At 38.7% G+C, this 25,410-nt stretch carries 25 protein-coding genes and 1 riboswitch; of the genes, 9 read left to right on the top strand and 16 right to left on the bottom strand.

Annotated elements, in window-relative coordinates; translation table 11 throughout:
* Positions 1 to 67: 67 nt before the first annotated feature.
* Both I6F65_RS10450 and yaaA read right to left on the bottom strand, forming a co-directional pair.
* Positions 68 to 988, bottom strand: a complete 921-nt coding sequence (locus I6F65_RS10450; RefSeq protein WP_197112770.1) for a mechanosensitive ion channel family protein — start codon at positions 986 to 988, stop codon at positions 68 to 70.
* A 129-nt stretch (positions 989 to 1,117) separates the two neighbouring features.
* Complete coding sequence (yaaA, locus tag I6F65_RS10445; RefSeq protein WP_197112768.1) at positions 1,118 to 1,897, bottom strand: peroxide stress protein YaaA; 780 nt, start codon at positions 1,895 to 1,897, stop codon at positions 1,118 to 1,120.
* Between the two features lie 224 nt (positions 1,898 to 2,121).
* Here yaaA and tal point away from each other — a divergent pair, with 224 nt between their 5' ends.
* Both tal and I6F65_RS10435 read left to right on the top strand, forming a co-directional pair.
* Positions 2,122 to 3,072 (top strand): transaldolase, encoded by a 951-nt coding sequence (gene tal, locus I6F65_RS10440; protein WP_166108874.1) that lies wholly within the window; start codon positions 2,122 to 2,124, stop codon positions 3,070 to 3,072.
* Positions 3,073 to 3,293: 221 nt separating this feature from the next.
* Complete coding sequence (locus I6F65_RS10435; RefSeq protein ID WP_024610028.1) at positions 3,294 to 3,482, top strand: DUF3545 family protein; 189 nt, start codon at positions 3,294 to 3,296, stop codon at positions 3,480 to 3,482.
* A gap of 107 nt (positions 3,483 to 3,589) precedes the next feature.
* Here I6F65_RS10435 and ung read toward each other — a convergent pair whose 3' ends face one another.
* The 8 genes from ung to I6F65_RS10395 all read right to left on the bottom strand — a co-directional run bounded on the left by ung (position 3,590) and on the right by I6F65_RS10395 (position 11,407).
* Entirely contained in the window at positions 3,590 to 4,252 is a 663-nt protein-coding gene (ung, locus tag I6F65_RS10430) for a uracil-DNA glycosylase (RefSeq protein WP_197112766.1), read from the bottom strand.
* Positions 4,249 to 5,109 carry a cobalamin-binding protein gene (locus I6F65_RS10425; protein WP_197112764.1) on the bottom strand — a complete coding sequence of 287 codons (861 nt, stop codon included), beginning with the start codon at positions 5,107 to 5,109 and terminating at the stop codon, positions 4,249 to 4,251. Before I6F65_RS10425 ends, ung begins: the two co-directional genes overlap by 4 nt.
* The gene (cobO, locus tag I6F65_RS10420; RefSeq protein ID WP_197112762.1) at positions 5,109 to 5,708 is read right to left on the bottom strand and encodes a cob(I)yrinic acid a,c-diamide adenosyltransferase; all 600 of its coding nucleotides are present in this window, start codon (positions 5,706 to 5,708) and stop codon (positions 5,109 to 5,111) included. The genes I6F65_RS10425 and cobO overlap by 1 nt, the downstream gene beginning before the upstream one ends.
* Positions 5,701 to 7,185: a cobyric acid synthase gene (locus tag I6F65_RS10415; RefSeq protein WP_197112760.1), complete on the bottom strand. Its 1,485-nt coding sequence runs from the start codon at positions 7,183 to 7,185 to the stop codon at positions 5,701 to 5,703. The genes cobO and I6F65_RS10415 overlap by 8 nt, the downstream gene beginning before the upstream one ends.
* A 4-nt stretch (positions 7,186 to 7,189) precedes the next feature.
* On the bottom strand, positions 7,190 to 8,194 hold the full coding sequence (locus I6F65_RS10410; protein ID WP_197112758.1) for an iron ABC transporter permease: 1,005 nt from the start codon (positions 8,192 to 8,194) through the stop codon (positions 7,190 to 7,192).
* A 1-nt stretch (position 8,195) separates the two neighbouring features.
* On the bottom strand, positions 8,196 to 9,008 hold the full coding sequence (locus I6F65_RS10405) for an ABC transporter ATP-binding protein (RefSeq protein ID WP_197112757.1): 813 nt from the start codon (positions 9,006 to 9,008) through the stop codon (positions 8,196 to 8,198).
* A 246-nt stretch (positions 9,009 to 9,254) separates the two neighbouring features.
* Positions 9,255 to 9,393, bottom strand: a riboswitch (cobalamin riboswitch).
* A 46-nt stretch (positions 9,394 to 9,439) separates the two neighbouring features.
* Positions 9,440 to 10,372, bottom strand: coding sequence for a porin (locus I6F65_RS10400; protein WP_197112756.1), 933 nt, complete (start codon positions 10,370 to 10,372; stop codon positions 9,440 to 9,442).
* A gap of 162 nt (positions 10,373 to 10,534) precedes the next feature.
* A complete protein-coding gene (locus tag I6F65_RS10395) occupies positions 10,535 to 11,407 on the bottom strand; it encodes a LysR family transcriptional regulator (protein ID WP_024611471.1) in 873 nt (290 codons plus the stop codon).
* A gap of 91 nt (positions 11,408 to 11,498) precedes the next feature.
* Here I6F65_RS10395 and I6F65_RS10390 point away from each other — a divergent pair, with 91 nt between their 5' ends.
* Together I6F65_RS10390 and I6F65_RS10385 are read left to right on the top strand one after the other, a co-directional pair.
* Positions 11,499 to 11,873 (top strand): DUF413 domain-containing protein, encoded by a 375-nt coding sequence (locus I6F65_RS10390; RefSeq protein WP_024611472.1) that lies wholly within the window; start codon positions 11,499 to 11,501, stop codon positions 11,871 to 11,873.
* An 86-nt stretch (positions 11,874 to 11,959) separates the two neighbouring features.
* Positions 11,960 to 13,195, top strand: coding sequence for a diguanylate cyclase (locus tag I6F65_RS10385; RefSeq protein ID WP_166108868.1), 1,236 nt, complete (start codon positions 11,960 to 11,962; stop codon positions 13,193 to 13,195).
* 12 nt (positions 13,196 to 13,207) lie between these two features.
* Here I6F65_RS10385 and rarD read toward each other — a convergent pair whose 3' ends face one another.
* Positions 13,208 to 14,125, bottom strand: coding sequence for an EamA family transporter RarD (gene rarD, locus I6F65_RS10380; protein ID WP_024611474.1), 918 nt, complete (start codon positions 14,123 to 14,125; stop codon positions 13,208 to 13,210).
* A 51-nt stretch (positions 14,126 to 14,176) separates the two neighbouring features.
* Entirely contained in the window at positions 14,177 to 14,632 is a 456-nt protein-coding gene (locus I6F65_RS10375) for a thioesterase family protein (RefSeq protein WP_197112755.1), read from the bottom strand.
* Positions 14,633 to 14,927: 295 nt separating this feature from the next.
* Here I6F65_RS10375 and recQ point away from each other — a divergent pair, with 295 nt between their 5' ends.
* The 4 genes from recQ to I6F65_RS10355 all read left to right on the top strand — a co-directional run bounded on the left by recQ (position 14,928) and on the right by I6F65_RS10355 (position 19,547).
* Positions 14,928 to 16,751, top strand: coding sequence for a DNA helicase RecQ (gene recQ / locus I6F65_RS10370; RefSeq protein WP_197112754.1), 1,824 nt, complete (start codon positions 14,928 to 14,930; stop codon positions 16,749 to 16,751).
* Between the two features lie 7 nt (positions 16,752 to 16,758).
* On the top strand, positions 16,759 to 17,043 hold the full coding sequence (locus I6F65_RS10365; RefSeq protein WP_024611476.1) for a DUF3630 family protein: 285 nt from the start codon (positions 16,759 to 16,761) through the stop codon (positions 17,041 to 17,043).
* Between the two features lie 126 nt (positions 17,044 to 17,169).
* Positions 17,170 to 18,879 carry a ShlB/FhaC/HecB family hemolysin secretion/activation protein gene (locus I6F65_RS10360; RefSeq protein ID WP_197112753.1) on the top strand — a complete coding sequence of 570 codons (1,710 nt, stop codon included), beginning with the start codon at positions 17,170 to 17,172 and terminating at the stop codon, positions 18,877 to 18,879.
* 95 nt (positions 18,880 to 18,974) lie between these two features.
* Entirely contained in the window at positions 18,975 to 19,547 is a 573-nt protein-coding gene (locus I6F65_RS10355) for a mechanosensitive ion channel domain-containing protein (protein WP_024611478.1), read from the top strand.
* A gap of 69 nt (positions 19,548 to 19,616) precedes the next feature.
* Here I6F65_RS10355 and I6F65_RS10350 read toward each other — a convergent pair whose 3' ends face one another.
* From I6F65_RS10350 to I6F65_RS10340, 3 genes are all read right to left on the bottom strand, one after another.
* Positions 19,617 to 20,675: a succinylglutamate desuccinylase/aspartoacylase family protein gene (locus I6F65_RS10350; protein WP_024611479.1), complete on the bottom strand. Its 1,059-nt coding sequence runs from the start codon at positions 20,673 to 20,675 to the stop codon at positions 19,617 to 19,619.
* Entirely contained in the window at positions 20,662 to 21,567 is a 906-nt protein-coding gene (gene rimK / locus I6F65_RS10345) for a 30S ribosomal protein S6--L-glutamate ligase (RefSeq protein ID WP_024611480.1), read from the bottom strand. Before rimK ends, I6F65_RS10350 begins: the two co-directional genes overlap by 14 nt.
* A gap of 73 nt (positions 21,568 to 21,640) precedes the next feature.
* Positions 21,641 to 22,063, bottom strand: coding sequence for an ATP-dependent zinc protease (locus I6F65_RS10340; protein WP_024611481.1), 423 nt, complete (start codon positions 22,061 to 22,063; stop codon positions 21,641 to 21,643).
* 287 nt (positions 22,064 to 22,350) lie between these two features.
* Here I6F65_RS10340 and I6F65_RS10335 point away from each other — a divergent pair, with 287 nt between their 5' ends.
* Complete coding sequence (locus tag I6F65_RS10335) at positions 22,351 to 23,322, top strand: zinc transporter ZntB (RefSeq protein WP_024611482.1); 972 nt, start codon at positions 22,351 to 22,353, stop codon at positions 23,320 to 23,322.
* 610 nt (positions 23,323 to 23,932) lie between these two features.
* Here the strand turns inward: I6F65_RS10335 and I6F65_RS10330 are convergent.
* Positions 23,933 to 25,114 (bottom strand): polysaccharide lyase family 7 protein, encoded by a 1,182-nt coding sequence (locus I6F65_RS10330; protein ID WP_166108865.1) that lies wholly within the window; start codon positions 25,112 to 25,114, stop codon positions 23,933 to 23,935.
* Between the last annotated feature and the right edge of the window lie 296 nt (positions 25,115 to 25,410).

Below are 25,410 nucleotides of genomic sequence, written 5' to 3'. Positions count from 1 at the left end.
CAATACTTTTGCCTAATGAGTTTTAGCTAAGTTACTCACTTTGGTTAGAGTCAGCACCTTCACCACTTTATTTATTTGATGACTGCTGACTTATTTTATCGCTTATCATGGCATCGAGCTTTTCACCCCCTTTAATACCAAAATCTAAAGTACGAATTGGGAATGGAATGCTAATGTCTGCTTCGTCTAGTGCTTGCTTAACGGCAACTATACCTTTATGGCGCACCGTCATAAAATCAGGCTCGCCTGGGTACTTAATCCAAAACCACACCAGTAAGTTAATACTGCTATCGCCAAAACTCTCAGCGTATACAGCGGTTTCGTCTTTGCGTATTACAAAGTCGAATTCATTCATTTTTTCGACTATGACGTCTTTTGCTTTTTCTATGTCGTCACCGTACGAAATACCCACTGGCACTTCTATGCGCCTAACACCTAAAGTGGTGTAATTTTTTAGTACATTTCTAAATAACACTTTATTTGGTACGAGTATTAATTGCCCGTAAAAGCTCTCTATTAGGGTGTTTCGCAAGTTTATAGAGTGTATTGAACCAAATACATTTTCAGTTTCTATTACATCACCTGCTTTAAATGGCTTGCGTACACCCATTGCTATGCCGGCAATCAGGTTCTCGGTCATATCCTGAAACGCAAAGCCAATCGCTAAGCCTACAATACCCGCACCAGCAAGCAGTGAGGTAACCGTGCCTTTTAAGCCAACAAAATCGAGCGCTATAAATAAGCCTATACACAACACAATAACTTTAAATATTGACGCCATTAAATCGGCAATTTGTGTTGAGTCGAGGGAGCGACGTAATACGTTTTTCATCAGCTTACCGGCATAGCGCGCTAAAATAGAAAACACCACTGTAATAAGTATGGCGACAATAAAATTAGGAATATGGCTGATAACAATATCAAACCAACCACCAAGCTTTTCTTCTATTAGTTTTTCGGCTTCGCTAACTGACGGAATGCTGATCATTTTATTTGCACCTCTGTAATTAATAATTCCATTAATATTAGATGAGGTTGCAAATATAACGCCAGCATCAAAAAAGCCATGCAATGCATGGCTTTTTAACTATTTAATTAAGTAAACTTTACGCTCAGTTTAATTTTGCTCGTCACGCATAAATACCGGTTCAAGCTCTTTGGTTGTTGCCTCGGGGCTAAAGTAATAACCCGCCACAGTAAACTCTTTAAGCTGGCTTAACTGCGTTACTTTATTTTCGATAATGTAGCGCGCCATCATGCCGCGTGCTTTTTTAGCGTAAAAGCTAATTACTTTGTATTGACCGTTTTTACAGTCTTTAAAGTGTGGGGTAATAATTTGTGCATTAAGCGCTTTTTTATCTACCGCTTTAAAATATTCGTTTGAAGCAAGGTTAACTAAATATTGTGCATCTTGCGCTTTTAATACGTCGTTTAGTTTATTCGCTATTACGCTGCCCCAAAACTCATATAAGTTTTTGCCACGCGAGTTTTCAAGCTTGGTACCCATTTCAAGGCGGTAAGCTTGCATTAAATCAAGTGGTTTTAATAAACCGTATAAACCTGAAAGTATACGTAAATGGTTTTGTGCGTAATCAAGCTCGCTAGCTTTAAGCGTGCTTGCATCTAAACCGCCATATACATCACCATTAAAGGCAAGTGCGGCTTGTTTAGCGTTACTTTGTGTAAACGGCTGCGCCCACTCGCTAAAGCGTGCTGCGTTAAGCCCTGATAGCTTATCGCTAATTTTCATTAAACTGCCAATTTGCGCTGGTGTTAGTTCACGGCATACTTTCATGAGCTCTTCGCTGTGCTCTAGTAATTCAGGCTGAGTGAACTTGTCTGTTGCGGGTGGCGTTTCGTAATCAAGATTTTTTGCAGGTGAAATAACAGTGATCATAGTTAGCTATTGACTTGTAATTTATTTAGTGTCAATTTCAACATTAAATGAAACGAAAAGCACGTTTTGTTTAAATAAATCCTCTCTTAAAATCCATGCATAGCCGTTTTTTTATTGATCAGGACATAAGACCTATCAAGCATTGTCACACTGTTGCAGTATGGATTGAATATATTAAGAGTGTTTAGATTATTCTTTTAACTTGCTTGGAATGAGGAAAGCAAATGACTTCAGCTCTACAAAGGCTAAAACAACATTCATCTATCGTGGCCGACACTGGCGATATTGAAGCGATCAAAAAGCATCAACCAGAAGATGCAACTACAAATCCGTCGCTTTTATTAAAAGCGAGCGAGATTGAAGCTTATAAGCCTTATCTAAATAAAGCTTGGAGCTATGCAAAAGAAACCGAGCAAGAGCCAGCTAAACAACTTGAACTAGCATGCGATTACTTTGCCGTATTACTAGGTAAAGAAATTAGCGAGATTGTACCTGGTTATATTTCTACTGAAGTAGATGCACGCCTTTCGTTTAATACGCAAGCTACAATTGATAAAGCACATACCCTACTTAGCCTTTACGAAAAAGAAGGCGTAAGCAAAGACAAAATTTTAATTAAAGTTGCGTCTACGTGGGAAGGTATTAAAGCCGCTGAGCAGCTAGAAAAAGAAGGCACTAAATGTAACCTTACTTTATTATTTAGCGATGCCCAAGCCCGCGCGTGTGCCGATGCAAACGTATTTCTAATTTCGCCATTTGTTGGTCGTATTTTAGATTGGCACGTTGCTAACGGTATGGAAAAACCAACCGATCCGCTACAAGACCCAGGTGTTCAGTCTGTACGCAGCATTTTTGAATTTTACAAACGCCATGACTACAAAACAGTTGTGATGGGTGCAAGTTTCCGTAACACAGGCGAAATTATTGCACTTACCGGTTGTGACAAGCTAACTATTAGCCCTAATCTTTTAGAAGATTTAGGCAACCTAGAAGGCGCACAAGAATACTTGCTAGAAAGCGATGTTCCACAAGAGCCAAAGCCTGAGCCTTTAACAGAAGCACAGTTCCGTTGGTTACATAACCAAGATCCTATGGCGACTGAAAAACTAGCCGAAGGTATTCGCTCTTTTGCTGATGCACAAGAACAACTAGAAGCGCGCTTTAAAGCAATGTAATTTGCTATAAACGTACTTTAAAAAAACGTCGCAATTGCGGCGTTTTTTTATGTCTATAATTTTTTATCTGCTAAATACTTGAGCTTTAACTAGTCAAAACACTAAAAAACCTTCACCAATTCATCACATCTTCGTAACATAACTGTCACTTTTTTATTCTATTTTAGCTATGCCTGTGGTATAGGTATTCTTGAGGTCAATAAAATCAATAGGAGAAGTTCATGGATAGCCTAAACGATGTATTAGAGATATTAGAAGGACCAGATACAACAAGGAAAACCTCTCAGAAAAATAAAAAAAGAAAATGGCGGGAAATAGAAGCAATTAAAGACAAGCACCGCTTACGTAAAGAATTACAAGAATATGATTTTTTTGCAGACAGTATTGCGATTGATGAGTTAAATTTTTAATCCAGTACACACCAACTAAACAAAAAGGCTTCCATAGTATGGAAGCCTTTTTTAATGCGTTGAAAATAGCTGCATGAGATAAATTTATTATTCAGAGCTCAGGTTATTTACACCTGCCAGTTAATCGGCTTTTCACCTTGGGCTTGTAATAGCTCATTCGTTTTTGAAAAATGCTGACAGCCAAAAAAGCCTCTATGCGCCGAAAGCGGCGATGGATGCGGCCCTTTTAAAACATGATGGCGAGCGCTATCTATGCCTTTCCCTTTTTTTTGTGCATGTGCACCCCATAAAATAAATACCACACCTTCGCAGTGCTTATTAATATGCGCTATTACATTATCGGTAAATTGCTCCCACCCTAAATGCTTGTGAGAATGCGCTTGCCCTTGCTCAACGGTCAATACTGTATTGAGTAAAAACACGCCCTGATCTGCCCAGCTTTGCAGGTAACCATGCTCAGGAATAATAAACCCGCTGATATCGGTAGCTAACTCTTTGTACATATTTTTAAGCGACGGCGGCAGCTTTTTTACATCAGGCAATACCGAAAAACACAAGCCATGTGCTTGCCCTTCTCCGTGGTATGGGTCTTGTCCTAAAATTACAACGCGGATGTTATTAAGCGCTGTGGCATCAAAAGCATTAAATACTTGAGCTTCAGGCGGATAAACAGCAACACCTTCATTGCGGCGATTAGCCACATACTCTAACGTTTGCTGCATGTAAGGTTGCTGTAATTCACTTTCTAAAAATGTAGCCCAATCGCTCATTGTGTACTCTTAATCTGTTTACGTGATGCGTCTATTTTACCACACATATCCGCGAGTCCATCTAGCATGCGCGGAGTAAAACGATGTAATAAATCGGCATTTACGCTAATAAATTGATCATTTTTAACGGCGGGCACTTCTGGCCACTTTTGCCAATTAACAACCGGCTGTGGTGTTTTTGATTTTTCATCAGGAATAATGATAACTTGTGGCTTAGTAACAATGACATTTTCGATACTAATTTGCGGGTAATCTGTAACGCTCTGTGCAAATACATTGCTTACATGGCATGTTTCAATCAGCTGATTTATCCATGTATCTTTGCCTACCGTCATCATCGGTTCTGACCATAATTGGTAAAACGCTGTTATATTTTTTTTATTCTGCTGGCTTTTAATAATCGCGTTTAGCTTTTGTGTAAATGCGTTTGCCGCTTGCTGGCTTTGCTCAATTTTCCCTGTAAATTCACCAAAAGTAAGTAACTCGTCGGCTACACCAGCGATTGTGGTCGGGTTACTTAAATATACTTTTATGCCAAGGCGCTCTATTTGGGCTAAATCTTCGCTTTGATTTCCGCTTTTCCACGCAATTACTAAATCAGGTTTAAGCGCCAATACTTTTTCAAGCGAGATACCGTAATAACCGCCTATGCGCTCAATACTTTGGGCCTCACTTGGGTAGTCGGCGTAATCAACTGTGCCCACAATGTTATCGCCCGCCCCTATCGCAAATAGGTTTTCGACTATGTGCGGTGCAAGCGCAATTATTCGCAGCTTTTTAGAATCCTTGGTCTGCTCTGCAAGTGCACAGCCCGATACACTTAAAAACAGTAGCCCAATAAAAAACGCTTTAAACATTAGTAATCAAACCCTTCAAGCGCTTTTATGCCTGAATCGAATGCATGTTTTACATTACGCACTTCGCTTACTGTGTCGGCAAGTCCGGTTAAAGTGCGGTGCGCTGCACGCCCTGTAATAATAACTGACTGCATTGGTGGGCGGTTATTAAGCGCTGTTACTACTTCATCTAAATCAACGTAACCGTAAGTCACCATGTAAGTAAGTTCATCGAGTAATACTAAATCAATACTGCTATCAGCAAGCATGCGTTTTGACTCTTGCCATGTTGCTTGGGCGGCTGCGGTATCAGCTTCTTTATTTTGCGTATCCCAGGTAAAACCGGTGTTCATTACAACAAACTCAACACCTGCACCTTGTAATAAATTACGCTCGCCACATTCCCAAGTACCTTTGATATACTGGCAAACGGCTGCTTTTTTACCATGACCTACGCAGCGTGCTACAACGCCAAAACCCGAGGTTGATTTACCTTTACCATTACCCGTAATCACCTGAAAAATACCTTTAACATCTTGTGCGGCAGCAACGCGCGCATCTACTTGCTCTTTTACTTTTTGTTGGCGTTGTTGGTGCTTATCGTTATTTTGTTCAGTCATTATTGTGCCCTTCATAAATCGAGATAATTTGCTGTATATTTAAATGCGTTTCGCACATGGTTGCTAAGCGCTCTAACTGCTGCTCGCGGTGATCGGCAATACTAATAGGATTAATGGTAGCGCTTGGTTTTACCCACTTTAAAATTTGCGATGTAGCATCGGCTTCATCAAATAAACCATGTAAATAGGTGCCTGCAATAGCATTATCATCACTAATAAAGCCATCAGTTTTAAAGCCATTTGGGTGGTTTTCGTCAAAGGTTAAAAACGGCTTATTAAGCGCTGCACCTTGGCTAATACCTGCATGTATTTCGTAACCACTACAGGGTGTTGATTGGTTATTTAAAAGTAGTGTAGCGGTTATTTTGGTTAATACTTTTTGTGTTGTCAGCGTGGTTTCAAAATCGCACAGAGCAAGCCCATTTACTTGCTTTAATGACGATTCAATACCATCGGGATCGTTGAGCGTATTGCCCAGCATTTGCATGCCGCCACAAATTCCAAGTACTTTGCCACCATAGCGTAAGTGGCGCTTAATTTGAGTGTCCCAGCCTTCATTTTTCAAAAAGGTTAAATCCCCCAGCACGTTTTTACTGCCTGGGAGAATGATCAGATCAACTTCTGGGATCGTTTGCGTATGGCGCACGTAATTTATATTAATGTTTGGGTGCAAACGCAGTGCATCAAAATCGGTGTGGTTACTAATGTGGGGAACAAGTAGCACTGCAATATTAATTGTGGCGTTGGTTACATTATTATCAATTGCGACGGCGTCTTCGGCATCAAGCGCGAGGTCGTGCAAATAAGGTAATACGCCAAGTACGGGTTTGTTTGTGTATTCTTCAAGCCAATCAAGCCCGCCTTGCAGCAAACCTATATCGCCTCTAAAGCGGTTTATAACAAAGCCTTTTACGCGCGCCTGTTCTGACTCGCTTAACAACGCAAGCGTACCTACCAAATGTGCAAACACACCACCTTTATCAATATCGGCAATTATAATAACAGGGCAATCTACCTCTTCGGCGTAACCCATATTGGCAATATCGTTTTCACGCAGGTTTATTTCAGCAGGACTCCCCGCTCCTTCAACAAGAAGTAAATCAAAACGTTTAGCTAAGCGGTTATGTGAGGTAATTACTGCATCCATCGCCACTTTTTTATAGTCGTGATATTTGCCCGCTTCCATATTGCTAATGACTTTTCCGTGAATAATCACTTGTGCGCCCGTATCGCTATTAGGTTTAAGTAAAATAGGATTAAAGTCTATTTCGGGCTCTACTTTAGCTGCTATTGCTTGCAAAGCTTGCGCACGACCAATTTCGCCGCCATCTTTTGTTACTGCGCTATTAAGTGCCATATTTTGTGGTTTAAAAGGCGCAACCTTTACCCCTCGCTTAGCAAATACCCTGCAAAGGGCTGCAACTAAAGTGCTTTTACCTGCGTCGGAAGTAGTGCCTTGCACCATTAAGGTTTTCATGGAATTACACCCTTCGCTTTCTAAAAAACAATAAACTTAAAAAGAACACACTACCAATAGCAGCAGTAATAACGCCTACGGGCAATTCTTGGTTTTTTAGCAAGGAGCGCGAAAGTACATCAACCCACACCATAAATGTACCGCCCACTAAGCTGGTTACCAGTAAGCCAGCGATGGTGCCTTGGGATATAAAAAAGCGCACAATGTGCGGTACCATTAATCCTACAAACCCAATACCACCACACATAGCCACCAGCACAGCGGTAATTAATGAGCTCAAAACCAGCATGAGTATTCTAAAACGCTGCACCCTAACACCTAATGTAATTGCGCTTTCATCGCCAAGTAACATGGCATTGAGTTGTCTTCTAAAGCTCAGCATTACAAACGTACACAATGTGATTACCAATAAAGGTAACCAAAGCGTAGCCCACTGTGCACGTGAAAAGCTGCCCAGTGTCCAAAATAAAATAGCGGCTACCGCCTGAGGGTCGCTCCAATAAAGCAACAAACTGGTAAATGCACTAAATAAAAATGACAGAGCAACACCAGCTAATAACATTGATTCTACCTGTGCACTTTGCTGCCTACCTGCAATAAGTATTAATAAACTCATAGCGAGTAAGCTGCCCAGCAGTGCTGCTGCCGATAGCATAAAGCCTGCGCTAATGCCTGCTAGCGCCATAAGTAACACCACACCAAATGAGGCACCCGACGATATACCAAATAAGTAAGGATCGGCTAAAGGGTTGCGCGTTACCGTTTGTAAAATAAGCCCCGCAATTGCTAAGCCAGAGCCTGCTAAAAAGGCGAGTAATGTGCGTGGCATTCTTAGTTCAAAAATAATACGCGAATTAAAAGACGCATCATTTGAGAGTAAAAAGCTATTAAATACATCTTGAAGTGAGGTCTCTGCTGCGCCAAAACTAAGTGCTGCAAATAAGCTAAATAAAGCAGCTGAAGCACTTATAAATAGCGCAAGTGAGTGGCGAGTATTAACTGCGCTCATATTATTTGTAACCATAAAAGTAAGTGATATGAGGGATGCTATTTCCCGACTTCGATATTTGCGGGTGGTTATTTACTTGGGCGCAGACACCAAAAACGTCGCCTAGCATGTTTTCGGTTAATACCTCACTTGGCGTGCCTGTATGTGTAATTTCACCGTTTTTAATAACCACTAGTTCATCGCACATTGCAGAGGCTAAGTTTAAATCATGAAACGATGCAAATACCGTTACACCCAACGATTTAGCAAGCTCCATAACCTGTATTTGGTATTTAACATCTAAATGGCTAGTTGGCTCGTCCATTATTAACAGTTGAGGTTGCTGGACTATGGCGCGGGCTATCAAGGCACGTTGCTTTTCACCGCCCGAAAGTGACTCAAAGCTTTGATCACTATGATCTACCAACCCTACAGTATTGATTGCTTGAATGATTTTTTGTTTATCAATGTTAGTTATTGAGCTAAATAACGATTTATGAGGCGTTAGCCCAAGCGCAATAACATCAAATACGCTTAAGTTAAATTGCGACGGAGTTTCTTGCAAAACAACCGCTACTTTTTTTGCGTACTCATCGCTTTTTAGCTGCCAAATGTCGATGTTATTAAACTCTACAACGCCATCACTTGGTTTATTAAAACGATATAGACAACGCAATAAGCTCGATTTACCTGCGCCATTAGGTCCAATTAAACCAACAAATTTACCTGTGGTTATTTTAAGGTTTATTTCTTTGAGGATCGTTTTATTGCCAATATCCCACGATACGTTTTTAACGTTTAGTAATGGTGTATTTAATGGCGTTTGAGTGTGCAATAGTCAGTCCTAGGCTAGGTTAAACTCACTAAAAATGCGATAAAAATACTAATGCACTACAAGAAAAAATGAGTAAACCCGCTCGTTAAAAGAATTCATACCAATTGCATTAAATTAGTGATTTATTATAGCGACAGATAAATAGCTTAATAACAAGGCGGAAATTATGACATATAGTTGTTATATATGAATAATTTTTAACGAAGTTAGTAAGTTATTTAATTCGCTAGAAAGATCATGTTTTTAATAAAATTGGTATTATACCATTTGTATCTGACTTACAGCTCAGCTGCTTACAGTTGCGGGAACAGTCGAGGACTCGCACCTCATTCCAAATGAATCTCTATTATGGGCGGCTAAGTAAATAATTTAAAGCAAAAAAAACCGCACTCAAAAGAGCGCGGTTAAAAAGGGAGTGTTCTAACTAATCGTTAAAACTTGTATTCAATACCTAAGCCTACGTAGTCTTGGTCAACGTTGTTGTCCATATCGAAGCTTGAATAAAAGCCAAATACTTTAATGTTTTTATTTAATTTGTGATCAAGACCAACTGAAATTGCTGACTTATCGTCGCTGTCGTCAAAGTCCATATCTTGGTATTGCACTTTAAATGTGTTGTTACCCATGCTGTAAGCAGCATTTAGCAAGTAACCATCCGCTTCTGCGCTGCCATCTACTGCTTCTTGTGTTTGGTACATTGCACCCAATTTAAAGTTTTCGATTTTACCTTGGATTGATGCACGCACTACGTCGTAGCCATTTACTTCACTATCGGCTGCAATAGAGGCGTATACCGCGCTCTTTTTAAGTGCCACATCACCGTATGTCACCGCCATTGAATAACCGTTATCAGCGTCTACATCATCTTCAGCTACAAAAGTAGCAAGCACCTTAAAGCCTTCGTATGAGTTTGATGAGTAGCTAACTGTGTTTCCTAAGCGGTTTTCACCTTTAAATACATTTTTAATATCGCCTTCAAGGTCGTTAAATAAATCTAACTTACCTTGAGATTGCTTAAGCGCAGTATCGTTACGACCAATTACAACCTGACCAAACGCACCTTTTAAACCAACATATTGGTTACGCGCAGAAATATTGTCGTCGTTATCGCCTTTTGAATCAGCATCAGACACATCAACTTGAAACTCAAACTTATATACCGCTTCTAAACTATCATTTATTTTTTCAGAACCTTTAACACCAAGACGAGATGCATTACTTTTTATCTCGGTAAAAGACCCTTCGCCATCATCAGATGATTGCACTGTTACATTCGCTTTACCGTAAATGTCTACGTCGGCAAGTGCATTAAAAGATAAACCACTTAATAGTGCTAAGCATAAGCTCGATTTTACAAATTTCATGTTATTTCCTTGGATAATCACAAAAGACTAATTTTCAAAACTGCTGCATTTTGTCATTCCTAAATGACATTAATATTACAGCGGAAATATTAATGTCTTTTTTTGTTAATAAAAATGCATTAAATGTGAAATCAAAATAACATGAATATTTAATCAGCAACCTTACTGACCTTGTTTTAACGATAAGCTAGGCGTCATTTGCGATAGTAAATTAACTAACGTTTCTATTAGCTCTTTTTGCTCGTTGTCTCTGTGATACGCAATAAATACATCCCGTGAGGTGTTTTCTACATCTTTAACATGAAACAACTCACCTTTTTCTAAATGCCCTTCTACCAATACTTGAGGTATGAATGCACTACCACCACATTGCAGTATTAAATCAAGCGCAATACGCCCTGTACTGGTTCTAAAGTAAGGGGGTGTTTTACCAGTAAACTGACGTGCATGCCAAAGAGAAAAAGTAGTTCCCCAATCAACATACACGTATTGATTATCAAAAAAGTTTTCGTTAGTTGCCGTGTCGTATCCGCTTACTGGAATAATTGGCAACTCACAAATTCGCTCTACTACTAATTCATCTACTTTTGGTGGATCAAACAATATTGCTAAATCGAGCGTACGCTCTAATAAAAGTCGAGTGCTCTCTTGTTGCGCTTTAACTTCAGCAACCAACGACACGCCCGGCATCGCCGATACAATATTAGTAATACCAAACTGTAAAAAAGCATCCCAAATATTAGGTGTTCCTGCTAAGCTAATTTGCTTATGCATATTATCAGCAAGTGCAACATCGACTTTGGCGCGCTGCATGCCCGTAATAATCATTTGTGCGTGCGGCAATAAACGCTCGCCAGGTGCGGTAAGTTGAATATTATTGCGCTGACGAATGAATAGATTAACACCAAGTCCTTGCTCTAATTGGCGAATTCTAAAGCTCACTGCAGACTGCGTAATATAAAGGTTTTCGGCTGCTTTACCAAAGTGACGCGTACGCACTACTTCAACAAATGTTTTTAATAAATCGATATCCAATTTTTTATCCTCACGATAAAAATAACTTGTTTAATAAATTGCCAAACTTGCATCATACTCCAGCTAATTAATAGGGTATGAGGATAAAGCTATGAGCAATAACATTTCATTACTACGCCAAGCATTTGTTAGCCAACGTCAATTTTATGATGATCAGAATTTTCCACGTGGTTTTAGCCGCAGCGGAAACTTCACCTTATTAGAAGCCAGTATATTAGAACAACACGGTGTTGTTTTAAGAGGCTTATACAGTAAAACAATTGAGCCGCAAAACGAACATCAAGAACAGTTTGTAGCAGTAGTAACTGGCTCACAAGAACCAACAAACCCAATAGAACGAGCTTGGGTTAAATACTTAAAGCTAACGACCTGTAAAACTAAGTTTCATACTTTATTTGGTCGCTCAAAAATGTCAGGGCCAGCACCGATTAGCCAAGATTATTATTCAGAAGCGGATAATCTGTAAGCACTTAAGTTATTTGCTTTTTTGCGTTTTAACAGTTACAACTTGTATAAGCAAATATTTTTGCAAAATATAAACAAGGTTGTTACGTGACGCGAAAAATACTAATAGTTGAAGATACACCTGCAATGGCGCGAGTGCAAAAGCACATCGCGCTTAAAGCAGGCTATGAAGTTGATGTAGCAGAGTCATTAGCACAAACAAAAGAGCTTATAAGTAAAAACAGTTATTTTTGCGCTGTAGTCGACTTTATTTTACCTGATGCCCCTTTAGGTGAAGCAATTCCTTGTACTGTTATGGCAGACATTCCTACTATTGTAATGACTGGCAATATAGACAAACAAACGCGCGACACAGTAGAAAAATACCCAATCATTGATTACATCATTAAAGAAAACAAACAAGCGTACCAGTATCTAGAAAGACAATTACTTAGACTAACTCGCAACGAAAATGTAAAAGTGCTTGTTGTTGACGACTCAGCATCTACACGTACCTACATATGCAGTTTGCTTGCACGCCATAAATATCAAATTCTACAAGCTGCAGATGGTGTAGAAGCACTTGCCGCACTTGAAGCCTCACCTGATATATCGGTAATTATTACTGATAACGAAATGCCAAACATGAATGGTGATGAACTATGCACCGAAATTCGTCGTTTATATGACAACGATGAAAAGGCAATTATTGGTGTTTCTGCTGCAGACTCATCTGATTTATCAACTTTATTTTTAAAAAATGGCGCAAACGACTACCTTCGTAAACCTTTTAACAATGAAGAGTTTTATTGTCGCCTAAGCCAGAACGTCGATATGCTAGAACTTATGGCTACAATAAAACGCCAAGCAAACACCGATTATTTAACTAATTTACCTAATCGTCGTTACTTTTTTGAAGAGACGGGTAAATCACTCCAAAAAATTAAAGGTGAGCAAGGATGTGGGTCGTTAGCCATGCTTGATATTGATCATTTTAAAGTGATTAATGACACACACGGACATGATGTAGGCGACGAAGTATTAAAAGGGCTTTCTATTTGCTTTAGTAAATATTTTAAAAAGTATTTAGTAGCGCGTTTAGGTGGTGAAGAATTTGCAGTGTACTTTGCCGACACTGATAAACAAGAAGCGCTAAAAAGGCTTGAAGGTTTTAGGTACTTTATAGAAGCAAATAGCCAAGAGTTTAGTAAAGCTAAAATTAAGTTTACACTTTCTATTGGCTTTGCTTTTGGACCTGTTTATCAAATTGATGAATTATTAAAACAGGCCGATTTAAAGCTTTACGACGCGAAAGAATCAGGTCGCAATAAAGTAGTTAGCTAACAGATCTATTAGTTATACTTCTGCGGCTGTAATAGCCGCTTTTTTACGTTTGCGTGATTGATGGTAAGAGTCCCAACTAAAAATAGCTAAGGCACTCCAAATACATGCAAACGTTACTACACGCTCTGCATCAAACACTTCACCATAAAATACTACCGCAAGTATAAACATTAAGCTTGGTCCAATGTACTGAAAAAAGCCAAGTGTAGTGTACTTCAAACGCTTAGCAGCACCGGTAAAACAAAGCAGCGGCAATGTAGTTACAATTCCGGCACTAATTAGTAATGCATTAGTATGCCAATCATTAGCAGGCAAACTTGATGTTGTTGTAGGCACCATTAACCACCAATAAATAAGCGCAACCGGCAATAATATAAGTGCTTCGAGTAATATCCCAGGCAGAGCTTCTACGGGTAGCTTTTTACGTAATAAGCCATAAAGTGCAAATGAAACCGCTAACGAAAAAGCCACTACCGGAAACGAGCCAAAACTAATTAATTGTAATACAACACCTGTAAAAGCAAGCGCTACAGCAACACCCTGAAATTTACGTAAGCGTTCACCTAAAAATAGCATGCCCAATAATACATTTAAAAGAGGGTTTATATAGTAGCCTAAGCTGGCATCAAGCATGTGGTTGTTATTTATAGCCCATATAAATAAACCCCAATTAAACCCTAACAACGAAGACGTTATAACAAGCATGAGTAAAAGTTTAGGCTGAACAATGATGCGTTTAACTTTATCCCAATAATTTAAAATACTCACCACTAATACTAAAAATACAACCGACCAAATAACCCTGTGCATTAATATTTCAAAGGCAGAAACATGCTGAATCAACTTAAAATATATTGGCGCAAGACCCCACATAAAAAAAGCAAGACAAGCAAAAATAGCACCTTTACGCTGCTCGGTATCAATCGACATAATAAACACTTAGTGATTTAAAAGGTCGCTAGTTTACTTGCCATAGGTGTTTTATCCAACTAAATACGTGCCTGTACCAAAAGCAATTTGAACTGATTGATCATTATGTAATTCCATTCGACAAACACACACTTTATTACCTGAGCGAATAAGTGTGGCACTTGCTGTAAAACTCTCTCCTTTACCTGGGCGTAAATAATCAGTGCGTAAGTCTATGGTCCCTAGCGTTGCTAATCTTTTTTGCACACTTCTTATATCTAAATCTGTTAATTTATCTATTACGCTTGCAGCCGCTAACATACCACCAACGTTATCAAGCACTGCTGAAATAACACCACCATGAAGTATTTTTTGGGCGGGGTTTCCTATTAAAATATCTTGCCACGGGAACGTAATTTTTGCCTGCTCAGGGCTAAGTGACTCTACCGATATTTTTAAAAACTGATTAAACGGCATACCGTTTACAAACATTGCACCTACTTGCTCAATTAACATTTCTTTATTCATTATTATTCTCTATGTTTAAATTAGTGATATGAGTAAAACACAGCTCGGATAAAACTACGAGGTTCATGTAAAATCATTTATTAATACCAATTTTATTAAAAATATCGTCATTCTATCGCATTAAATAGCTCACTCACTGCGTTAAAAATTATTTATATAGAACAACTATATGCCATAATTTTTGTGTTGTTATTGAGCTGTTTTCTTGGTGCTATAATAAGTCACCAATTTAATGCGATTGGTATAAGCAACTCAGCTAAAGACATCCTGCTAAAAAACCACTAAAATACCGGCGATGAATACATTAACAACACCACCTAGTACGCTTGTGCGTAAACCCGAAACTGTCCTCAAACAAGTGTTTGGCTACAGCGAATTTCGCGATGGTCAAAAAACAGTTATCGATGCAGCCATAAATGGACAAGATTCGCTTGTATTACTGCCTACTGGCGGCGGGAAATCGGTTTGCTATCAAATACCTGCTTTAGTGCTTGAAGGCGTAACTATTGTTATTTCTCCGCTCATATCGCTAATGCAAGATCAGGTAAGTCAACTTCAAGCACTTGGGGTAAAAGCCGCTTACGTTAATAACAGCCTAGCGCGCGAAGAACAGCAGTTGGTGTACCAGCAACTTCATCAAGGACTAATTAAGCTCTTATATGTGGCACCTGAAAAAGTACTTCAGCGAGAGTTTTTAGAACGTTTATCACATTTAAATGTAAGCTTATTTGCCATCGACGAGGCACACTGTGTATCGCATTGGGGTCACGACTTCAGGCCTCATTACTTTCGCTTGAACGAACTAAAGCAACGCTTTGCGCATGTTCCAATGATGGCACTTACCGCCACAGCCGATAAAGCGACTCGCTTTGATATAGTCGAGCAGTTAAGGCTACAGCAGCCTTATATTCATACTGGCAGCTTTGATAGGCCTAATATTCGCTACACCATTGAAGAAAAATTCAAACCAATGGTGCAACTACTTCGCTACCTAAAAGAACAAAAAAGCCAAAGTGGTATTATTTATTGCACCAGCCGTAAACGTGTAGACGATATAGCTGAAAAAATTGCTGATGCAGGTATTAACGCCGCTGCCTACCATGCAGGTATGAGTAATGAGCAACGCCAATTTGTACAAACAGGTTTCGCTCGCGACGACATACAAATAGTGGTTGCCACCGTTGCCTTTGGTATGGGGATTAATAAACCCAATGTGCGCTTTGTATTGCATTACGACATTCCAAAAAGTATCGAGTCGTACTATCAAGAAACAGGGCGTGCTGGGCGAGATGGACTTGCCGCAGAAGCCATAATGTATTTTGACCCAGCTGATATTGGCCGTGTAAGACGCTTTTTTGAAGACATAGACGACGAACAACGCCGCCGTGTAGAAGAACAACGCTTTAACGCAATGGCAAGTTTTGCAGAAGCACAAACGTGTCGCCGCCAAATTTTGCTTAACTATTTTAGTGAGTATCAACGCGAACCTTGTGGTAACTGCGATATTTGTCTAAATCCACCTAAAAGCTTTGACGGTACATTGGTTGCCCAACAGGCGCTTTCTTGTGTGTATAGAGCTGACCAACGCTTTGGTCTTGGTTACATTGTTGAGTTACTTCGCGGTGCAAACACTAGCCGCATACGAGATAACAATCACCACGAACTAAGTACATACGGTATAGGCAAAGATAAAAGCAGTGAGTTTTGGCTCAGTATTTTACGCCAACTTATTCACCAAGGTTTATTAAGCCAAGATATTACTCAAGGTGCTTCACTTAGATTAACCGAAGCTGCACGTGCAATTTTAAAAGGCGAGTACGCACTGCAATTAGCCGAACCACGCTTGCAATCTAAGCATGTTTATCAAGATAAATTAGCCCAATTTAATTACGATAAAAAACTGTTTGCTCGCTTACGAGCGCTGCGAAAAGAGCTTGCCGATGCCGACGATGTTCCACCTTATGTTGTATTTAACGACAAAACATTAGCCGAAATGGCGCAGATTATGCCAACAAACGACAGTGAGTTTTTAAAAGTGTCTGGGGTTGGCTTTACTAAATTAAATAAATACGGCGGCGCATTTTTAACTGCAATTCGCAATTATCTAGCTACAAATTAAGAATATTATGACCCAAATAGAATACGACCATATCCATAAATGCATTGTAGTTACACCTGTTGAACCTCCACATGATGATGACTTTGAGCTATGGAGTACATTATTTTTACACTCAGCTGATGTGACTATTAATGAGTATTCTGGCGGCGCTGATCGTCATCAGGTTCGCTTTACTTACAATCAGCAAAGCTTTAATTTAAATTACGAGCATTACAGTCAAAGTATTTGGATTAATGGCGAAGGCGTTGATGCTGATCACTTACTTGCTGCGCTAGCCTACTATTTAAGCTAGTTTGTTTTTTCTGATTTATTAACGTTATTTTATTTTCAAACTCCATACTTTTTGCTTACATTTAAATAACAATGATGTAAGCTGATATTACAGTAGTAAATTGCTACGTAGCAGTAAAGGGTTTGAATGGTCAATAATAAGTGGATTACGCAATTTTATATAGGCTTAAGTTTTTTAGGCTTATTTATGCCCAGTGCATTTGCACAAGAGCAACCTACTACCTTAAATAATTGCCCTATTGAAAAATCTAAACAATCAAGCGATAAAAAACTACGTCGCCAACTAGACGACGAAACCATTCTTGTCGCCGCTAAACCCAACGCCAAAATTGCCAACATAACTCTTGAACAACTCAACGTATTTAATACCGAAATTGAAGAAGAAAATAACGCCCTATTTCGCTTTGCTAATCGTGCGCATATTCAAACAGAACCTGATGTAATAAATAACCTATTATTATTTGCCGCAGGCGATAAATACGATGCGAGAAAGCTATCTGAATCAGAGCGTCTTTTACGTAAAGAAAGTTATTTATATGATGCTGAAATTAGTGCAACCGAAAACTGTGACGGCGACGTGGATGTAAAAGTAGTTACCCGCGACTTATGGACTTTATTACCAGAGATAAGCTTTAGTCGCAGTGGCGGTGAAAATAAATCGAGTATTGGCTTTAGAGAATCGAACTTATTTGGCTGGGGGAAACGCTTATCCTTTTCACGTACTACAGACAGCGATCGTAATGGTTATTTATTTGTGTATGACGACCCAAATATTTTTCCTACGCGTTACCGAGGTCGATTAGAGTATGCTGATAACAGCGATGGCAAGCGTCATTTACTTGAGCTCACCTACCCATTTTACGCAATAGATACTCCTTTTAGCTATGGCATATTAAGCTACTCTGAGCAACGCGAAGAATCGTTATATCAACGTGGTGAAGAGTTTAGCGAGTTTGATCAAACCACCGATTTAAATAGTGTATTTATTGGTCACTCTAAAGCTTTGAGTAATAATTGGACCCAACGTCTTACATTAGGTTATGTAGATCAACAAGACACTTTTAATGCAATAGACACCACCTTTGCGCCTTTAGCCGAAAATAGAAGCTTGAGCTACCCTTATGTGAGCGGGCATTGGTTTGAAGATAACTATATAAAAGTACGTAACTTCGACAGCATCCATCGAACAGAAGATTTAAACCTTGGCTGGAATGTCAAAGCGTTACTGGGTTACTCAGATGAATCGTTAAGTAATGATGATACCCGTGCGGTTTACTCATTTAACTTTAAAAAAGCACATTTTAGTGGCGATAATACATTATGGCGATTTAGTACTGATATTGATGGTTACTGGAATAAAGAAGACAAAAAACTCGAAAACTTTAAAGCAACGAGTCAAATTCAATATTATTTAAATACCAGCATTGATCAGTCTTGGTATGTAAAAGCGCGTGTGCAATATGCTAAAAACTTAACTGCCGATCAACAACTTACTTTAGGTGGAGAAACTGGCTTGCGCGGTTACCCAATGGATTATCAACATGGCGACCGTAGCTTTTTATTCAGCCTAGAAAAACGCTATTACTGGGAATACGATTTGCTACAGTTATTTAAAGTGGGTGCGGCTGGATTTATTGATGTTGGTAGAGCATGGTTTAACGACCAAGATAACGGCGAAAATGACCATGTACTTAAAAATGTTGGTATAGGTTTGCGCCTAGCACCGAGTCGTGCAAATGCAGGCACCATGATCCATATAGATATTGCCGCCCCACTTGATAGCTACGAAGATGTAGATTCTGTTCAATGGCTAGTAAGTGTAAAAAAATCTTTTTAAATAACCAAAACGCTAATTAAATAGCTATTTCGTATCAGACTAAAACGTTAAACTAATCACTTAATTATTGCTTATAACTCATGTGAGAATATATTTTGGAACCGTTAGAGATTTTAGATTTTTTTGGTGCGCAATATAAATTGATTGTAACCATAATTGCCTTGCTACTTTATCCGTTGCTACTAAAACTTACTAAAAAGCTTCTCGAAAAAACCATAAAAGGTAAAGTTGATTTACACCATAAATCGCGCGCAGAGCTGCTGCTTAAAATAATACTTGCCTGTGTGATGTTATGTTTAGTACTGGTATTTTGGGGTATTGAGCTACGCGGGTTGCTAGTACTGGGCTCATCGTTGTTTGCCATGCTAGGCGTTGCACTTTTTGCGGCATGGTCGCTATTAAGTAACTTAACCGCGTTTTTGCTTATGTTTATCCAAAATGATTGTAGAGTTGGGTATTGGGTTCGTATTATTGATGGTGCTAATAATATCGAAGGTCGTATTGTAGAAATGGGCTTAATGAATGTAGTTCTTGAACATATAGACGGGCACCGTGTTATTTATCCTAATAACCTTTTTGTTACTCGCCCCGTCATGGTTTTAAATAAAGAACCTAAACCAACAAAAGCACCAACGATAAAACGTATTATTGGACCTAAAAAATCTTAAATTAAAATAAACATACAAAAAAGCCGTTTTAGTAATTACTAAAACGGCTTTTTTACAACAGTATTAAAATTAATTATTTAGTTCGGCTGTTTTAAGCTCGTCATCTAAATCATTTATTTCGTCAATAAAGTTCTCTAGTTGCTGCTCTACTAAACTATTGTCATTTGCAAAGTAAGCAAGGTGGAATACGGCATCACCTTCATTTACTAATGGCATAGTTTGCTGACCAATAACAATACCGCCTTTAGGAGATAAAAGCTCCAGTTCAGAGTCACCCAGAGGGCTGCTTATATAAGCAAGCACTTGCCCTTTAGTTACATGCTCACCGAGGGATACTTGTGCACGCACAATGCCATCAACTTCAGCACGAATCCAACTAGTTGAACCTGCAATAATAGGATCTGGTAACTTTTTAGGACGCTTGCCACGAATCATTTTTAAATGACGCATAACATAATCAACGCCTTGCACACCGGCTGCTATTGCGATTGGATCAAAACGCAATGCTTCGCCTGCTTCATAAGTTATAACTGGTATACCTAAGTTTGCAGCTTCACTTCGTAACGAACCGTTTCGTAGTGACGCATCGATTACTGCTGGCGTGCCAAATGCTTTAGCCATGTCGGCTGTTGCTTCATCAGCTAAGTTAGCGCGAATTTGCGGTAAGTTAGTTCGATGAATAGCACCGGTATGTAAATCAATTATGTGCGTGCAATGTACCGCCACTTGATTGAAAAACATATAAGCCATGCGCCCAGCTAACGAGCCACGCTCAGACCCAGGAAAACTACGGTTCATATCGCGTCTATCGGGTAAGTATCGTGACTTATGAATAAAGCCAAATACATTCACAATAGGTACCGCTATTAACGTGCCACGTAATTGGCTAGGATCTATTTTAGCAAGCAACTGACGCACAACTTCTACGCCGTTTAATTCATCACCATGAATAGCCGCACAGACCATTAGCACTGGTCCTTCCATTACACCATTAACCACTTCGATAGGAATATTAAGTGGTGAGTGGGTGTAAAGCTTAGCAGCTTCCAAGGCAAGAGTTTTACGCTCACCTACGCCAATACTTTCACCTAATAAGGTAAAAGGACGGTTAATTTTAACCTTTGCCACGTGTTGCTGTTCCTTTACTTGAAGCATTTTTTTCGATGAAATCAATCACCATGCCCGCAATATCTTTACCTGTTGCTATTTCAATGCCCTCTAAACCTGGTGATGAATTTACTTCCATCACAAGAGGACCACGAGATGAGCGAAGTAAATCTACGCCAGCTACGTTTAGACCCATTGATTTAGCGGCTGCTACTGCTGTTTTACGCTCCTCTGGTGTAATACGAACTAATGTAGCGCTACCACCACGGTGAAGATTAGAGCGGAACTCACCTTCTTGTGCTTGGCGCTTCATTGCTGCAATTACTTTATCGCCCAATACGAAACAACGTATATCAGCACCGCCAGCTTCTTTAATGTATTCCTGAACCATAATGTTAGCTTTTAAGCCCATAAATGCTTCAATAACGCTTTCTGCCGCTTTACGCGTTTCAGCAAGTACTACACCAATACCTTGCGTACCTTCTAGTAATTTAATTACTACTGGTGCGCCGCCAACCATTTCTAATAAGTCTTTTACGTCATCTGGTTTGCTAGCAAAACCGGTTACTGGCATGCCCACGCCTTTGCGTGATAAAAGCTGTAATGAACGTAATTTATCGCGCGAACGAGAAATAGCCACCGATTCGTTTACAGGGTAAACACCCATCATTTCAAACTGGCGTAATACAGAACAGCCATAAAATGTAACCGATGCACCAATGCGTGGAATAATTGCATCGAACCCTTTTAAGTTCTCACCGCGGTAATGAATTTCTGGTTGTTCTGAGTTTATATTCATATAACAGCGTAATGCATCAACCACTTTAACTTCGTGTCCACGTGCTTCTGCAGCTTCAATTAAACGACGTGTTGAATACAAATTTTTGTTGCGAGATAAAATACCAATTTTCATAGTTAAAACCTTAACTAAATTGTGTAGCATCGACTCTTCGGGCATGTATTACACACCCAAAAACTCAATACTTTTATAATAAATGAGATAAAGCCGGATCAACGGTTATGCGATTTTCCATGGCTGTACGCCCTAATAACATTCTAAACTTCATTGTTGCACGGCTCGCCAATGTAATTTCTATTGGCCAACTATCATTGCCTGCATGCAATGTTGTTTCTATAAAGTAACGTAATTCTTTTTGCCCGCTAGAGCTAGTTACATACTTCTTTTTTTTAACCTTTGCATTGCAAGTAATTTGAGTTTGCTCATCTTCTTGCAATGGCTGGGCTGTAAATTTAACCCATTTTTCTCCGTCAACTTCGTACTCTTCAATATTAATTGCATGAATACATGAAGTGCGGGCGCCGGTATCAATTTTAGCTTTTATTCGACTGATGCCAAGCTCTGGTAAACTTAGCCACTCACGCCAACCAACTGTTATTTTTGCTGTCATAAATGTGCCCTTATTAAAAAAGTGACTTATACGCTACCGGTCAAAAAAGACCAACGAAATAAATTTATCTAGTCGATAAGTCGATTTGATTGATCTTTATAGCCAACTAGTTTAACAATGCGCACCTTACTGTAAGGTTAAATACAATTAATAATTTGTATGCGTTTATCAACTTACTGAGGACTTTAAGTAAAAACATCATCTATTTAAATATAGCTAACCTATATTACTTAAGTAGGTACACTATAGTTAACAGTATTAAAAATACACTATTATGAGAAATTAATATGATTAATGGCTTACTTCATGCTCTTGTGCTTGACGAAAATGGCGGCGCTCGCGCCATAGAAAACAGCGATGAATTACATAACTGGAAGCCTCAACAAGGTAAGTTATGGGTACATATGGATTATAGCCAAGCAGAAGTTGTAGCTTGGTTGAAAGATTGTGATTTTTTAACGGATTACGAACTTGAGTCGTTAACTGCAGACGAAACACGCCCTCGTATTACCCCTGCTACCAACGGTCATATGCTCTTTTTACGTGGTATTAATTTAAACCCAGCGCAAAGCCCCGAAGACATGGTTTCAATTCGATTTTTTATTAATCAAGACATTGTGATCACAACGCGTAAGCGTCGCTTATTATCAATACAAGATATTCTTACTTCATTTAACAGTAATACAGGTCCTTGTAGCATATCAGAGCTAGTGTGCTCTATTGCGCAAAAGCTTACATCACGCATGCAAGGCGTTATTAATTCGCTTGATGAAACTCTTGACGAATTTGAAGAGGAAATAGACGAGCCAAGTAAACCTTTTGATAACCAAGGTTTATCACAATTACGTCGTCAAACAATTGCGCTTAAACGCTATTTAAAACCACAAAAAGAAGCGCTAAGCAGTATGGTTAACCATCATTACCCATGGATTGATGAAGACGATAAAGCAAAGTTAAATGAAACCACAAACTTACTTATTCGTTATCTTGAAGAATTAGATAGCTCAATTGAGCGTGCGCAAATTATTCAGCAAACAATCACTAACCAAGTGTCTGAGCAACTAAACCAGCGCATGTATGTTATGTCGGTAGTTGCTGCTTTATTTTTACCATTAGGCTTTTTAACAGGTTTATTAGGTGTGAACGTAGGCGGTATACCAGGAACAGAAAGCCCCTATGCATTTAGTGCCTTCGTGATATTTTTAATTGTACTTACCGGCGGTATTGGAGTGTACTTTAAAAATAAAAACTGGCTTTAGATGCTACCAAATCCTTTTTTATCGAAGAGGGTTTTATAAGGCAATTAACTCTTAGCATCTGCGTTTTCACTTATTTATTACAGTAATGTGATTTTATAAAGTAGCGCAGGTGTATTTACCAAGGCAACTAATTACAAACCTCGCGTTACAATTAAATTATTTGATTTTAATGACTTTTTCAACGAATTTTTTAATCATTTTTAATAATTTTTAATAAAGTTCATTCAAAAAAACGACTCTGCCTCTCTATTTTTTTGTACTCTTCATTTTGATAATCTTAAACATTATCAACCAAAATATGATAGATATTAAAAAATAAACCAACGCTCTGAAGTCTTTCAAATATTGTTTGTAAATCTAAATTAAATAAGTAAAAAAAGAATAAAACATACACATTAAAATATTGGAAAATAAGCATTACAAACACGCTTATTTATAGTTATTCTTTTTAATCACTACTCCCAAATACAATTAATAGTATGTAAGCAAACTATATCTGTGAGTAACTTTGTACTGTATTCACAATCATCTTTAATTAAAACACTATAATAAAAAAGGTCACTCAGTTTTACACCAAAGTGACCTTATAAATAATTAAGTAATCAAATGACTAGTTAGTTTTTCTTGTGTAGCTAACATTTGTCATAGTAACTTTTGACTTAGTAATACCTAAATCTTTAAAACACTCTTTGAATGAGTCTGAGTTACCTGATTCACCACAATCATCTAGTGTATATGGGTCTTGCGATTGTAGGTAGTTACCAAATTTGAAGTAAGACTCTGAGTCATCTTCTACTGGAATACCAAAAGTAGTCCCTAGTGCAGTTACATCTACGTCTCCGTAATTGTTCACTACTTTTAGATTAAATGAACCACCGCTAGTAATAGTACCTAGTGCATGCTTTTCTTCGTTACCATTGGTGTTACGTAAACGAACATAAACGTCAAAAACTCCGTTACCCGCTACGCTATCATCAAAACCTGATTCATCAGTATCTGAAACATATACTTTCGAAATTGTACCTGTATCGCTAGCATGGTGCTGAGAAATAATCGTTTTACCACCATCCGACATTTCAACTTTTACAGTTGCTTCAAAAACTTCATAGGTTTCGGTCATTGCAACACGTGCACTTTCTTTAACCTTATATTCATGACGCCAGCCATTTCCATTTGGAGTGATATGACGTGCTTCTAAAGGAACAAATTCTAAAGTGTCACTATTTACTAATGGGTTAGGATTGTCGCCTTCAAGGTCGAAAATACTGCCATCAGTGATATTGCTTGCTATGCCAGAACCGTTATCAGTACCGCCACCAGTATCACCGCCGCCAGTGTCACCACCACCTGAACCACCATTGCTTAGAGCAAAGTCATCAAAACGAACATCACTTGAGCTGTTATTGTGCTTAGCAAAAACTTGTAATGAGTTAGTATTCGCTGAAGTAAATGTTTTAGTCACTTTAGTCCATGAAGAAACATCAAATTTTTCGCTTTGAAATAAGCCATTTAGATCATTAACGCCAATTTCACCTTTACCAAGTACATATGCACTTAACGTGTATTCAGTGTTTTTATCTATATTTACAACTTGGTGCACACGACCAGGACTACCTTGAATTTTTAACGAACTAGAACCTTTGTAAGCACTATCTGAAATAGCGGCTGGTTCTACTTCATTCCAGTTGCTCCAACCATCTTCAAAACCAGAGTTTTCAATAGTTGCTGCCTGTACGAAACTTGAACTAGCAGTCATAGCTGCAAGTATAAATAGGGATTTTTGGTTAATCATTATGTTATTTCTCCGAACCTGTACATGAAAACAATCTACTACTTGGCTAAGTAAAAAATCACTTGAACCTAGATCACTGCCTGTAAACAAGCTTTAAATTGTGTATTGTATATTGTGTAATTGGTAATAATAAAATCAAAACAAAGCTCCAGACTTGAGTTGAAAGAATGTATTACCAATTGAAGTTACCAGCTGGTCGAAACACAAGGTATATTTCTTGTTAATACTTTGCAACATTTAATTTGATAAGAAATAAGTACTAGTTACATTTACTTTCTTGTATGGATAATAGGTAT

This window comes from Pseudoalteromonas sp. SWXJZ94C (assembly GCF_015864385.1).
GTDB lineage: Bacteria > Pseudomonadota > Gammaproteobacteria > Enterobacterales > Alteromonadaceae > Pseudoalteromonas.
Note: the sequence above shows the minus strand (reverse complement) of the source record. Positions and strands in the feature narration are given on the sequence as shown.

What these genes read in the sequence shown, in the direction of transcription:
- I6F65_RS10450 (WP_197112770.1), bottom strand. Translation starts at nt 988, where the DNA reads ATGATCAGCATTCCGTCAGTTAGCGAAGCCGAAAAACTAATAGAAGAA.
- yaaA (WP_197112768.1), bottom strand. Translation starts at nt 1,897, where the DNA reads ATGATCACTGTTATTTCACCTGCAAAAAATCTTGATTACGAAACGCCA.
- tal (WP_166108874.1), top strand. Translation starts at nt 2,122, where the DNA reads ATGACTTCAGCTCTACAAAGGCTAAAACAACATTCATCTATCGTGGCC.
- I6F65_RS10435 (WP_024610028.1), top strand. Translation starts at nt 3,294, where the DNA reads ATGGATAGCCTAAACGATGTATTAGAGATATTAGAAGGACCAGATACA.
- ung (WP_197112766.1), bottom strand. Translation starts at nt 4,252, where the DNA reads ATGAGCGATTGGGCTACATTTTTAGAAAGTGAATTACAGCAACCTTAC.
- I6F65_RS10425 (WP_197112764.1), bottom strand. Translation starts at nt 5,109, where the DNA reads ATGTTTAAAGCGTTTTTTATTGGGCTACTGTTTTTAAGTGTATCGGGC.
- cobO (WP_197112762.1), bottom strand. Translation starts at nt 5,708, where the DNA reads ATGACTGAACAAAATAACGATAAGCACCAACAACGCCAACAAAAAGTA.
- I6F65_RS10415 (WP_197112760.1), bottom strand. Translation starts at nt 7,185, where the DNA reads ATGAAAACCTTAATGGTGCAAGGCACTACTTCCGACGCAGGTAAAAGC.
- I6F65_RS10410 (WP_197112758.1), bottom strand. Translation starts at nt 8,194, where the DNA reads ATGAGCGCAGTTAATACTCGCCACTCACTTGCGCTATTTATAAGTGCT.
- I6F65_RS10400 (WP_197112756.1), bottom strand. Translation starts at nt 10,372, where the DNA reads ATGAAATTTGTAAAATCGAGCTTATGCTTAGCACTATTAAGTGGTTTA.
- I6F65_RS10390 (WP_024611472.1), top strand. Translation starts at nt 11,499, where the DNA reads ATGAGCAATAACATTTCATTACTACGCCAAGCATTTGTTAGCCAACGT.
- rarD (WP_024611474.1), bottom strand. Translation starts at nt 14,125, where the DNA reads ATGTCGATTGATACCGAGCAGCGTAAAGGTGCTATTTTTGCTTGTCTT.
- I6F65_RS10375 (WP_197112755.1), bottom strand. Translation starts at nt 14,632, where the DNA reads ATGAATAAAGAAATGTTAATTGAGCAAGTAGGTGCAATGTTTGTAAAC.
- recQ (WP_197112754.1), top strand. Translation starts at nt 14,928, where the DNA reads ATGAATACATTAACAACACCACCTAGTACGCTTGTGCGTAAACCCGAA.
- I6F65_RS10365 (WP_024611476.1), top strand. Translation starts at nt 16,759, where the DNA reads ATGACCCAAATAGAATACGACCATATCCATAAATGCATTGTAGTTACA.
- I6F65_RS10360 (WP_197112753.1), top strand. Translation starts at nt 17,170, where the DNA reads ATGGTCAATAATAAGTGGATTACGCAATTTTATATAGGCTTAAGTTTT.
- rimK (WP_024611480.1), bottom strand. Translation starts at nt 21,567, where the DNA reads ATGAAAATTGGTATTTTATCTCGCAACAAAAATTTGTATTCAACACGT.
- I6F65_RS10340 (WP_024611481.1), bottom strand. Translation starts at nt 22,063, where the DNA reads ATGACAGCAAAAATAACAGTTGGTTGGCGTGAGTGGCTAAGTTTACCA.
- I6F65_RS10335 (WP_024611482.1), top strand. Translation starts at nt 22,351, where the DNA reads ATGATTAATGGCTTACTTCATGCTCTTGTGCTTGACGAAAATGGCGGC.
- I6F65_RS10330 (WP_166108865.1), bottom strand. Translation starts at nt 25,114, where the DNA reads ATGATTAACCAAAAATCCCTATTTATACTTGCAGCTATGACTGCTAGT.